We start from the raw sequence: 12,171 nt of genomic DNA, 5'->3' as shown, positions 1-12,171 counted from the left end.
GCCCGTAATCAGAGGAGGAAATAATAATGAAAAAATTAATAAATAATCCAAATGATGTGGTGGATGAAATGATAGAAGGCTATATAAAAGCACATCCCAACCAAGTAAGAAGGTTGGAGGAAAATAAACGTTCTATTGTGATCGCAAGTGAAACGAAGGAGAGTAAAGTAGGTGTTCTAATCGGTGGAGGCTCAGGTCATGAACCTGCTTTTATGGGGTATGTCGGTCGAGGTATGGCAGATGGGGTAGCGGTTGGAAACATTTTTGCTTCTCCACCACCTGAGCCAATTGTCGAAGCAACAAAAGCCATCGACAAAGGCAATGGGGTTGTTTATATCTACGGAAATTATGCCGGTGACATCATGAATTTCGGGATGGCCGCAGAGCTTGCTGAAATGGAAGAAGATATCGATGTAGAGCTAGTAGTCGTGAATGATGATGTTGCTTCTGCCTCAAGTGAGGAAAAAGAAAAGAGAAGAGGAATTGCTGGGGAGTTCTTTGTCACGAAAGCAGCTGGAGCTGCCGCTGAGAAGGGGTACAGCTTAAAAGAAGTAGCGGATGTTGCGCGGAGGACAAATGAACGGACACGTACAATGGGAGTAGGCTTAACCCCGTGTTATTTACCACAAACGAATGAGCCGAGTTTCTCTCTGAAGGAAAATGAAATGGAAATTGGATTGGGTCATCATGGCGAGCCTGGTGTAGAGAAAGGCGAATTGCAGCAAGCAGATCAAGTTGCGGATCGATTAGTGCAAGATATTTTAAATGATATGGCTATGTCAAATGGAGATAAGGTTGCTGTACTTGTCAATGGTTTAGGGTCTACGACAAGAATGGAGCTTTATATTGTCTTCAGAAGAGTGGAACAAATATTGGCAAAACAAGGGATAGAAATATACCGATCCTATGTTGGCAACTATAGCACTTCCTTAGAAATGGGAGGATGTTCCGTTACGCTGACGAATTTAGATGAGGAGTTAATTAGCTTAATAGACGCTGAAGCAGATTGTCCGATGTATGCACAATTATAAGAGACGGGGGGAATATTTCATGACTTACACAATCGAAAACTATAAGCAATTTTTGTATGCTGTGATTGAGATGATGGAAAAGGAAAAAGATTACCTCTCAGAATTGGATCGAAAACTAGGAGATGGTGATCATGGTGTCACGATGTCAATTGGATGGCAAGCAGTAAAGGAGAAATTAGATAATGAACTACAAAATGAAAGAGATGGGGGAGAGATTAGTAAGGTAGTAGCTAAGACCTTCCTTAATGCTGTTGGATCGTCAGTTGGCCCGTTGTATGCCACGGGGTTTTTAAGAGGGAGTAAGGTTTTGAAGGGGAAAACGGCATTTAATCACACCGAATTATTAGATTTTTGGATTGCTTTCGGTGATGGGATTAAAGAACGTGGGCAGGCAGAAGTTGGAGATAAAACGATGATTGATACGATTCAACCCTTTATCCAGTCCTTAAGGAACAAAAGGGAGGATCAATCATTTTCGGAAATATTTGATCAAGCATTAGTATCTGCCGAAAATGGAATGCTATCGACTAAAGAAATGATCTCTAAAAAGGGGAGATCCAGCAGATTAGGAGAGCGCTCAAAAGGATTTTTGGATCCAGGTGCCACATCCATCTATTTCATACTGGAATGCTTTCAAAAAAGCTTATTTTCCGTAACTTAATCATTGCATTACTATTCTAATGAGTAAATAAAAAAACGAATTGGACAAAAGATGTTTCGTCCTTTTCGTTTTTTATGACTTCATAAATTGAACGTGATTTTTTTCAAAGACTTTTTTGAGATCTTGATTAATATCTTCATCAGAAATGAATAAATCAATATCCTCCACACTTGCAAAAGAAGCAATAGAGTTATCACCGATTTTCGTATGATCAACGATGGCTACCACTTTTTCTACCTTATTGACAATAACTTTTTTTAATTCCACCTCATAGACACTAAAATCCGTTAAACCTTCTTCCACCGTAAAGCCTCTTGCAGAGGTAAATAGGATATCTACATGGATTTGATTAAGAATACTTGTTCCAAATGGGCCTTCTAATGCCATGGATCCATTCCTTAACATTCCCCCTAGAAGAATAACGGTAATAGCGGGGTTATCTCGTAATTCGATGGCTGTAGAAATACCATTCGTTAAGACGGTTAGACGAATATTTTCTTCTTTTAATAAGCGTGCAATTTCCAAAGCGGTTGTACTAGCATCTAAGAAGATACAGTTCTTGTCATGTATTAGACTCATTGCTTTTTTTGCAATAGCTATCTTGCTTTCTTTATTTTTCTTTTCTCTTGCGGAAAATGTATTTTCTGCTTTGATAGGAGAATCAAGTACTGCTCCACCATGTGTTCTCGTTAATAATCCTTTTTTCTCCATCTGGGACAAATCACTTCGTAAAGTTGCCTCAGAAACATTTAACATTTGAGATAGCTCTTTCACCGTTATCCTTTTTTTGTCTTTTAATATTTCCAAAATGACGTTCCTGCGTTCCGCTGCAAACATTTTACTCAATATAATCACCCTTATACCAGTCTAATATCTCTGCATTTCTAATAAGTGTATCACATTATGATAACAAACGTAATCAAAATATATTGAAATATTTTCTTTTCTTAACATTATACGCTTAAAAACATTTCGCTTTTTATTGATTAAATTAAAAATGCAAATATTTATTCATAAATATAACTACATCACCGGGTGTAAATACGAAATTGAATAACGAAAACGAAAATAAACGAAAATAAATATTGAAATAAAACAAAAATTATAATAAAATGAAAACGAAAACAAATAATAATGAAAGGATGGTAAAATGAAAATTGCCATTGGTAGCGATCATAACGGCTTTAACATGAAAGAAGCGATAAAAGCTTACTTACAGGATGAAAATTATCAATTTGTCGATTATGGATGTTATACGTGTGATGCCATTGATTATCCTGATGTTGCTTTCCAGGTAGCTTCAGATATAAGGAAAGGAAAAGTAGATCGAGGGATATTGATATGCGGAACAGGTATTGGGGTTGCGATAGCTGCTTGCAAATATCCAGGGATTCGTGCTGCACTATGTCATGACACCTATTCGGCTGAAAGAGCACAACTCAGTAATAATGCTCAAATCATGACAATGGGTGGACAGATTATTGGAACAGAATTAGCTAAGAAAGTAGTAGCAACTTATTTAAATTCCTCATGGGCAGGTGGCTCTGAAAGAAAAGTAAACAAAATTACAGCAAAAGAAAAGGAGTTTATCGAAAAATCTACGAACTAGCCTTCCATCTGAAAATGCGGAGAAGGGAGTAATAGGATGCGAGACCTCACATTTGATTTTTTGCGAGTTACCGAACAGGCAGCTTTAGCAGCTTATCCATGGGTAGGCAGTGGAAATAAAATAAAGGCAGATGGTGCTGCAACGAATGCCATGCGAGATACACTAAATAAAATAAATTTTGATGGAAAGATCGTAATTGGTGAAGGAGAAATCGATAATGCTCCAATGCTATATATAGGGGAAGAAGTAGGGGCAGGTGTCAATCCGAAGGTAGATATTGCGGTAGATCCTATCGAAGGAACAACTTCTACCGTAAATGGACAAGAAAATGCTTTTACCGTTATTGCTGCAGCACCTAGAAACACACTCCTCCATGCGCCAGATATGTATATGGAAAAAATCGTTGTAGGAACAGAAGCCAAGGGAGAAATTGATCTTAATGCTTCATTAGTAGAAAATGTGCATGCCGTTGCAAAAGCAAATGAAAAAAATATAAAAGACATGAGAATTCTTATTCAAAATAGAGAACGCCATACCCAATTAATTGATGAGGTACGAAATATTGGGGCAAAAGTGTATCTATTTGATGAAGGAGACATAACTTATGCAGCTGCAACTTGTATGAAGAAACAAGGAATAGATTTATTTTATGGAATAGGGGGAGCCCCTGAAGGTGTTTTAGCTGCAGTTGCTGTTAAATGTCTTGGAGGAGACATGCAGGCAAAGCTACTCCCAAAAAATAAAACGGAGTATGAAAGATGTGTAGAAATGGGTTTATACAATCCTAATAAGATATTGAAGCTTCATAATTTAATCAGCTCGGATAAATGTTTGTTTGTAGCTACGGGAATTACGGAAAATATTTTGTTAAAAGGTATTGTATTAGATACTGATTCCAATTATGTTACTCATTCTCTACTATTAAATGGTCAAAATAAGCATATAAGATATATCGAGTGTAAACATTCTAATTATCAGGAGCTCGTTAAATGAGGTAAAAGCATATTTAATAGAATAGTAATTTCAGAGGAGGGCAAGGATGAAGTTTTTTCTTGATACTGCAGACATAAATGAAATTAAACGGATAAACCAATTAGGTCTTGTTGATGGGATTACGACTAATCCATCCATTATTGCTAAGGAAGGAAAGAATTTTGAAGAAGTCATCAAAGAAATTTGTAGTGTGGTGAAAGGACCAGTAAGTGCTGAAGTCATCGGAATGGAAACAGAAGAGATGTTGCAGGAAGCAAGAGAAATAGCTAAATGGGCCACCAATGTAGTAGTGAAAATTCCTATGACAGAAGCGGGATTACGGGCTGTTCATATTTTATCAAGAGAGGGCATCAAAACAAATGTAACACTAATTTTCTCGGTTGCCCAAGGCTTAATGGCTACAAAAGCGGGTGCGAATTATATCAGTCCATTTGTAGGGAGAATAGATGATACTGGTACAGATGGAATAAATCTAGTAAAGGATTTAAAACAAATTCTAAATGAATATCAATTCGATACAGAGATCATCACAGCGAGTATACGAAATATCAGTCATTTACAACATGCAGCGATTGCAGGGGCGGATATTGCTACCATTCCAGGATCATTATTTCCAAAATTATGGAGCCATCCATTAACCGATATCGGTATTGAAAAATTTTTAGCGGATTGGGAAAAGGTACCGAAATAAGAGAGGAGGAGTTATTTTGTCAGCTACGAGGGAAATAGACCAGTTAGCCATTGATACAATAAGAATGCTTTCTATTGATATGGTAGAAAAAGCAAATTCGGGACATCCTGGTCTACCGATGGGAGCTGCGCCAATGGCACATGTTTTGTGGACAAAGCATTTAAAGCATAGCCCAGCAAATCCTCATTGGTTTAATCGGGATCGATTCATTTTATCAGCAGGTCATGGATCTGCTTTATTATATAGTCTGTTATATTTGCATGGCTATGATATTCCATTAGAAGAATTAAGAAATTTTAGACAATGGGGAAGTAAGACACCTGGTCATCCGGAATATGGTCATACAGTAGGAGTAGAAGCTACAACAGGACCTCTCGGTCAAGGAATCTCAATGGCTGTTGGTATAGCGATGGCCGAACGTTTCCTTGCCTCCAAATACAATCAAAGAAGTCATTCCATTATCGATCATTTTACGTATAGTTTATGTAGCGATGGAGATTTAATGGAGGGGATTTCACATGAATCAGCTTCATTGGCGGGTCATTTAAAGCTAGGGAAGTTAATGGTTTTGTATGATTCCAATGATATTTCATTGGATGGTGAATTAGGTCGTTCCTTCTCAGAAAATGTCGCAAAGAGGTTTCAAGCTTACGGATGGCAAGTGTTACAGGTGGAGGATGGTAATGATTTGAATGAAATAGATGAAGCCATTCTACTAGCGAAACAAAATAGACAAAAACCTACCTTGATCGAAGTGAAAACCATCATTGGCTTTGGAGCTCCGAATAAAGCTGGTACGGCAGCTGCACATGGTACAGCCTTAGGGAAAGAGGAAAGAGAATTAGTGAAGAAGTATTACAACTGGCCATTTGATCAACCATTTACGATTCCTGAATCAATCAAGAATTTTTATCAAAGATTAAAAAAAGAAGCGCAAATAAAAGAGGAAAAGTGGAAGCGACAATGGGAAGCTTATCAAGTGGCTTATAATGAAAAGGCTTACGAATTAAAAGCAATCATGCAAGGCAAGCTACCTGATAATTGGCAACCAATATTGCCAAACTACTCCTTTACAGAACCTGTATCGACTAGAGATGCTTCTGGCAAAGTTTTAAATGAAATTGCTAAGAAGATCCCATTCTTTATAGGTGGTTCTGCAGATTTATCAGGGTCAACGAAAACAATGATTGAGCAAGAGCGAGACTTTCACCCAAATAGTTATGATGGACGAAATATTTGGTTTGGTGTGAGGGAATTTGCGATGGGTGCAGCATTAAATGGAATGGCATCGCATAGTGGAATGAAAGTATTCGGTGGTACCTTTTTTGTATTTTCGGACTATTTGCGTTCTGCTATTCGGACAGCGGCTTTAATGAAGGTTCCTGTCACCTATGTACTGACACATGATAGTATCGCGGTTGGGGAGGATGGTCCAACCCATCAGCCTATTGAACACTTAGCATCATTAAGAGCAATGCCTAACCTATGTGTGATAAGACCAGCGGATGGAAATGAAGTAGCCGCAGCTTGGCAATTAGCCATAGAAAGTAAAAACATTCCACACGTATTAGTACTAACTCGTCAAAAACTTCCTCCAGCAACTGTATCACGCGAGCAAGCGGAACAAGGGGTAAAAAGAGGTGCCTATATCATCTCTGAAGCACCTTACGCTCCTGCAGGACAACTATTAGCAACAGGCTCGGAAGTACATTTAGCTATCGAAGCACAAAAGGCATTACAAAAGGAAGGTATCTATGTATCGGTTGTCAGTATGCCATCCTGGGATCGATTCGAAAAACAATCGCTAGAATATAAGAATAAAATCTTACCTAGATCTATCCAAGCAAAATTAGCGATTGAAATGGCTTCCTCTTTAGGTTGGCACAAATATGTGGGAGATTCCGGTGATGTAATAAGTATGGAAACATTTGGTGCATCAGCAAAAGGGGAAGTGTTAGTAAAGGAATATGGCTTTACCGTGGAAAATATAGTCAAGCGAATGAAAGCAATCTTACAGAGTTAACAACGTCCTTGTATTCCTTATGTCATAAAAGGAGTGGATAAAGTGAAGATACAAAACTATGAGAAAATCAATCATGAAATCAAAAGCAAATTCGAGGAGCTTAAAGAGAAACATCCAAATCGACTAAAGAAAAAATTAAATGTATCATGGAGCAATTGGGGATTTGGTTTAGAGGATCTAGAAGATTCACTCACACGACTAAAGCAAGCAGGAGTTAATTATATCGAACTACATGGGAATCATTACGGGGATGACTTAGGATATAATATAGAAGAAACACAAAAACTATTGAAAAAATATGATATCAAAGTCTCCGGTGTTTGTGGAATGTTCTCTGTGGAAAATGATTTATCTAGTAATTCGCACATTAGTAGGCAAGCAGCAATAGATTATATAAGAAGAGAAGTAGAATTCACTTCTAAAATCGGTGGGCATTATTTATTAGTAGTTCCTGGTGCAGTAGGTCGTCCAAATAAATATGATGATGCTGAATTTTATCGTAGTGTACAAACCCTAAAGCTACTTGCCCCTCTTTTTAAAAAGCATCATGTTAAAGCAGCGATTGAACCAATCCGGTCTGCAGAAGTCAGCTTTATTCATACTTTTGAAGATGCTAAAAGATTTATTCGTGCAGTAGGCCATGAAGGTGTCATGCATATCAATGGAGATCTTTATCATATGCAAAGTGAAGAAGCACATATTAGTCAAGCGATTTTGGATGCGAGAAATCAATTAATAAATTTGCATTTAGCGGATAGTAACAGAAGGGCATTGGGAGAAGGCTTCCTAGATATCGATACAGTAATCATGGCTTTATACTTAATTGGCTTCAATCAAGATGGGAAATTTGTTACTCCAGAGCCTCTTGGACCAGGAGGAGATCCTTACCCCGCTATGAATTCCATCCCTAATAAGGATGAACTCAATAAATTAGTAAGGCAAACGATCGATTATTTCAGAGGAAGAGAAGCGGAATTATTGAAGTGACACCCCTTTTAAAAGATTGAGCTCTTTCCCTTTCTATAAGAAGGGAAAGAGTTTTTTGTTTTAGGTGTCAATAGATGTTAAACTAAAATATCGGAATCTATAATTTCGAATATTAAAACTTTACTTCGGAAGCTATTACTAGACTATGATCTTATTCGACAAAATATGACATAAAAAATTCCCAAATTTTTATGTCAAATTCTACAAGATTATGATATAATTCGCTTTATGGTGTGTCTACATCTTAATGAAAAGGACATGAATTTGGAGGTTTATACGTAATGGAGGAAACAATTTCGCTTAAGGAAATATTTAGCGTCTTAAAGAAGAGGTTAATGCTTATTGTATTGTTAGTGGTAGGAGCCATCTTAGTTAGTGCCATCGTAAGTTATTTTATCATCACGCCAACCTATCAAGCCAGTACGCAATTTATCGTTAATCAAGATACAAATGAAAATAATGCAGTAGATATTAATCAAATACGTTCCAATGTCGAGATTATTAATACATATAACGACATTATTAGTAGTAAAAGAATATTAGATCAAGTAGTAGAAGAATTAGATTTAACTATTTCTGCCGGTGCATTAGGTGAGAAAATCAGTATATCAAGCGCAGAGAGTTCACAAGTGGTAACATTATCCGCAACAGATGCTGATCCTGAGGTTGCAGCAGATATCGCCAATACAACGGTACAAATATTCCAAACAGATCTTCCGGAATTGATGAATGTCAATAATGTGAACGTATTAACGGAAGCGACCGTAGCGGCTGATCCAAGCCCCGTAAGTCCAAAGCCATTGCTAAATATTGCAATAGCAGTAGTTTTAGCACTTATGGTTGGTGTCGGATTAGCATTCTTGCTTGAGTATTTAGATAATACGATCAAAACAGAAGAAGATGTCGAGAATAAATTGGAGTTACCTATATTAGGGGTCATCTCCCATGTTACAGAAGATGATATTAAAGTCACGACCGTACCGCGTTCTAGTAATGTAAGAAGAGAAAGGGGGGCTATAAGTGGTCAGAGGAAGAAAACCGTTTAAGCAAACCAATATCCGTCATCTTATTACAAAGATTAATCCACGTTCACCTATTTCAGAGCAATATAAAACGGTAAGAACGAATTTACAATTTTCTGCTGTGGATGGAGATTTAAACAGTATGCTGATCACATCATCTGCCCCTTCAGAAGGGAAATCCTCTGTTACAGCGAACCTTGCTGTTGTTTTCGCACAGCAAGGGAAAAAGGTATTATTAATTGATGCGGATATGCGTAAACCAACCTTACATTATACGTTTAGACTGGATAATCGAAAAGGTCTTAGTAGTGTACTGGTAGGTGGCACCACATTTGAAGAATCCATTACGAAAAGTGATATACAAGGATTAGATTTACTACCTTGTGGCCCAGTGCCACCTAATCCGTCTGAACTACTCGGATCAAAATCAATGGAAAGATTACTATCTGAAGCTTCTTTACAATATGATTTAGTCATTTTCGACACCCCACCAGTATTAGCGGTAACGGACGCACAAATATTAGCTAATATTTGTGACGGAGTCGTCATGGTCGTAAGAAGTAAACAAACTGAATATGAATCCGCCCAAAAAGCGAAAGCCCTTCTAGAGGTTGGAAAAGCCAAATTACTAGGCGTCGTCTTAAACGACAAAGTAATGAAAAAGGGAAGCTACTATTATTATGGTGCGAATTAAGAGACTTGAGCCTATCAAGTCTCTTTTTATTGGTTTCATAATTCCTCCCAATCACCAAACTGAGCACACAAAAAAAGACCTCACCTCACAAAAGAGCGAATCGAACACACAATCAAACATGCTGAGCTCACAAAGAAAAAGATCACCCCACAAACCAAAGAGCTGAATCAACAAAAGCAAAGAAGGCAGCTCGACTTAGAAATATTGAACCCACCACCACTACTAAACAAAAAATACGCCTAACAACCTGATCACACGCAAACAATGATTACCCTATCCACGGAATGTTTTGACCATTTATTACATATGATTTGCAAAATGGAATGATTCTGGTATTCTTTATTAAGAACAATAAATGATAGAAAGGAGATAATGTGTAAGGGACAATCAGCAGAAAACTTTGAAATAAAGATAAACTTAATAGGAAGAAATAAAGAACAAAATATAAATACGATTCATTTACAGAGTCATATTTAAGTCACGGGATAGGAAATAGGAATTACTAATGTTATAAAATTGTAATATAATTAGTGTGTTTCTAATAGGCACAAAGTATAGTATTTATCAAAGCAAAGCATGTAAATACAAGCGTTGAAGAGTATTCGACAGTAACTACCAAAAATAAGTAGGAAATGCTATTTTTTTTTATGGTGTTTACTGCTATACTTTAGAAATGGATGGTTGATAAGTATTCTAATAGAATGATTGATTAAATAGGAAAGGGCGATGAATAACATGATTGATATTCATTGTCATATCCTGCCAGGTGTCGATGATGGTGCAAAGCATATGACAGAAAGCATAGAAATGGCGAAATCTGCTGTTTCTCAAGGAATTACCACGATTATTGCGACACCACATCACTTGAATGGCAGTTATGATAATTATAAGATTGATATAATTGAGGCTGTGAAGCAATTAAATGAACAATTACAAGCAGAAGATATTCCTCTTACTATACTACCCGGACAAGAAACACGAATAAATGGAGATATGTTAGCTGATTTAGAAGATGGTCACCTACTACCACTAAACGAAACAAGTGGTTATTTATTCGTGGAACTACCTTCCAACCATGTTCCACGCTATACGAACCAACTAATGTTTGATCTTCAAGTGCAAGGGGTCAAACCAATTATTGTGCATCCAGAACGCAACAAAGAATTAATGGAAAACCCAAATATTTTATATGAACTCGTCCGTGATGGGACATTAACCCAAATAACAGCAGCAAGTCTTGCCGGGAAATTCGGTAAGAAAATTAAGAAGTTCAGCCTGCAATTAATTGAATCCAACCTAACACACTTTATTGCATCAGATGCTCACAATGTCACGACAAGAGGCTTTGCGATGCAGGAAGCCCATTCTGAAATAAAAAATGCCTATGGAACTTCCCTGCTTTATTGGTTTATGGAGAATTCTCAGCTTCTAGCTGAAGGAGAATTAGTAGTAGGAGAAAGCCCAGTGAAAATTAAGAAAAAGAAAATCCTAGGCTTATTTTAGTTCTTAATGAGCTAACAAGCTTAATATACTATTTAATGTGTGAAAATTTTGATAATGAATTACTGGAGGATTAACCATGAAAAAAGTTAGAAAAGCGATCATACCTGCAGCAGGATTAGGCACACGATTTCTGCCAGCGACAAAGGCAATGCCAAAGGAGATGCTGCCTATTGTGGATAAGCCAACAATCCAATACATTGTAGAAGAAGCTATCGATTCTGGAATTGAGGATATCATCATCGTGACAGGTAAAGGGAAACGGGCAATAGAAGATCACTTTGATAACAATTTCGAGCTAGAGGATAACCTTTTAAAAAAGGGAAAACTAGAATTATTAGAAAAAGCAAAACAGCCAGCAAAAGTAGATATTCATTACATAAGACAAAAAGAACCATTAGGCTTAGGTCATGCGGTATGGTGTGCTCGTAAGTTTATTGGTGATGAGCCATTTGCGGTGCTACTTGGTGATGATATTGTGCAAGCAGAAACGCCATGCTTGAAGCAATTGATCACACAATATGAACAAACAGGTGGATCGATTATTGGTGTACAACAAGTAGCGGATCATGAAACGCACCGTTATGGGATTGTTGACCCGAGTGATAAAGCTGGTAGAAATTATTCGGTCAATCGTTTTGTGGAAAAACCAGCACAAGGAACGGCACCTTCTAATCTAGCTATTATGGGTCGATATGTCCTGTCACCGAAAATATTTAAATACTTAGATCAACAACAACTCGGTGCAGGTGGAGAAATCCAATTAACAGATGCTATTCAACAGTTAAATGAAACACAAAGCGTTTTTGCTTATGATTTTGTAGGCAAGCGTTACGATGTCGGAGAAAAATTCGGTTTTGTGAAAACAACCTTAGAATTTGCTCTGCAAAATGAAGAAATTGGTAACGAGGTTAGAAACTTGTTAGAAGAACTTGTAGAGCAAGTGAAAGTAAATTAATG

Annotated in this window: 12 protein-coding genes; 11 read left to right on the top strand and 1 reads right to left on the bottom strand. The window is 37.3% G+C overall.

The features are described 5' to 3' along the window. The first annotated feature begins 26 nt into the window (after window positions 1–26). Together ACZ5N5_RS02125 and dhaL are read left to right on the top strand one after the other, a co-directional pair. Window positions 27–1,031 (top strand): dihydroxyacetone kinase subunit DhaK, encoded by a 1,005-nt coding sequence (locus ACZ5N5_RS02125; RefSeq protein ID WP_464373184.1) that lies wholly within the window; start codon window positions 27–29, stop codon window positions 1,029–1,031. Window positions 1,032–1,050: 19 nt separating this feature from the next. Beyond that, window positions 1,051–1,692 (top strand): dihydroxyacetone kinase subunit DhaL, encoded by a 642-nt coding sequence (gene dhaL / locus ACZ5N5_RS02120; RefSeq protein WP_464373183.1) that lies wholly within the window; start codon window positions 1,051–1,053, stop codon window positions 1,690–1,692. Window positions 1,693–1,764: 72 nt separating this feature from the next. Here the strand turns inward: dhaL and ACZ5N5_RS02115 are convergent, their stop codons facing one another. Then, window positions 1,765–2,529 carry a DeoR/GlpR family DNA-binding transcription regulator gene (locus tag ACZ5N5_RS02115; RefSeq protein ID WP_109985396.1) on the bottom strand — a complete coding sequence of 255 codons (765 nt, stop codon included), beginning with the start codon at window positions 2,527–2,529 and terminating at the stop codon, window positions 1,765–1,767. Between the two features lie 313 nt (window positions 2,530–2,842). On the opposite strand from ACZ5N5_RS02115, the gene rpiB reads away from it, so the two are divergent. The 9 genes from rpiB to galU all read left to right on the top strand — a co-directional run bounded on the left by rpiB (window position 2,843) and on the right by galU (window position 12,169). After that, on the top strand, window positions 2,843–3,301 hold the full coding sequence (gene rpiB / locus ACZ5N5_RS02110) for a ribose 5-phosphate isomerase B (RefSeq protein WP_277679032.1): 459 nt from the start codon (window positions 2,843–2,845) through the stop codon (window positions 3,299–3,301). A gap of 36 nt (window positions 3,302–3,337) precedes the next feature. Next, window positions 3,338–4,294: a class II fructose-bisphosphatase gene (gene glpX, locus ACZ5N5_RS02105; protein ID WP_464373182.1), complete on the top strand. Its 957-nt coding sequence runs from the start codon at window positions 3,338–3,340 to the stop codon at window positions 4,292–4,294. A 46-nt stretch (window positions 4,295–4,340) separates the two neighbouring features. Then, entirely contained in the window at window positions 4,341–4,985 is a 645-nt protein-coding gene (gene fsa / locus ACZ5N5_RS02100) for a fructose-6-phosphate aldolase (RefSeq protein ID WP_464373181.1), read from the top strand. 64 nt (window positions 4,986–5,049) lie between these two features. Beyond that, the gene (tkt, locus tag ACZ5N5_RS02095) at window positions 5,050–7,008 is read left to right on the top strand and encodes a transketolase (RefSeq protein ID WP_464373738.1); all 1,959 of its coding nucleotides are present in this window, start codon (window positions 5,050–5,052) and stop codon (window positions 7,006–7,008) included. Window positions 7,009–7,050: 42 nt separating this feature from the next. After that, window positions 7,051–7,995: a sugar phosphate isomerase/epimerase family protein gene (locus tag ACZ5N5_RS02090; RefSeq protein ID WP_277679035.1), complete on the top strand. Its 945-nt coding sequence runs from the start codon at window positions 7,051–7,053 to the stop codon at window positions 7,993–7,995. A gap of 281 nt (window positions 7,996–8,276) precedes the next feature. Continuing rightward, window positions 8,277–9,041 carry a YveK family protein gene (locus ACZ5N5_RS02085; protein WP_464373180.1) on the top strand — a complete coding sequence of 255 codons (765 nt, stop codon included), beginning with the start codon at window positions 8,277–8,279 and terminating at the stop codon, window positions 9,039–9,041. Then, window positions 9,016–9,711 (top strand): CpsD/CapB family tyrosine-protein kinase, encoded by a 696-nt coding sequence (locus tag ACZ5N5_RS02080; protein WP_054787672.1) that lies wholly within the window; start codon window positions 9,016–9,018, stop codon window positions 9,709–9,711. The genes ACZ5N5_RS02085 and ACZ5N5_RS02080 overlap by 26 nt, the downstream gene beginning before the upstream one ends. 735 nt (window positions 9,712–10,446) lie before the next feature. Further along, complete coding sequence (locus ACZ5N5_RS02075; protein ID WP_054787674.1) at window positions 10,447–11,214, top strand: tyrosine-protein phosphatase; 768 nt, start codon at window positions 10,447–10,449, stop codon at window positions 11,212–11,214. A gap of 76 nt (window positions 11,215–11,290) precedes the next feature. After that, window positions 11,291–12,169 carry a UTP--glucose-1-phosphate uridylyltransferase GalU gene (gene galU, locus ACZ5N5_RS02070; RefSeq protein WP_464373179.1) on the top strand — a complete coding sequence of 293 codons (879 nt, stop codon included), beginning with the start codon at window positions 11,291–11,293 and terminating at the stop codon, window positions 12,167–12,169. Window positions 12,170–12,171 lie beyond the last annotated feature (2 nt).

This window comes from Gracilibacillus sp. JCM 18966 (assembly GCF_055392695.1).
The sequence above is the reverse complement of the archived record's forward strand: the minus strand, read 5'-3'. Positions and strand labels throughout refer to the sequence as shown.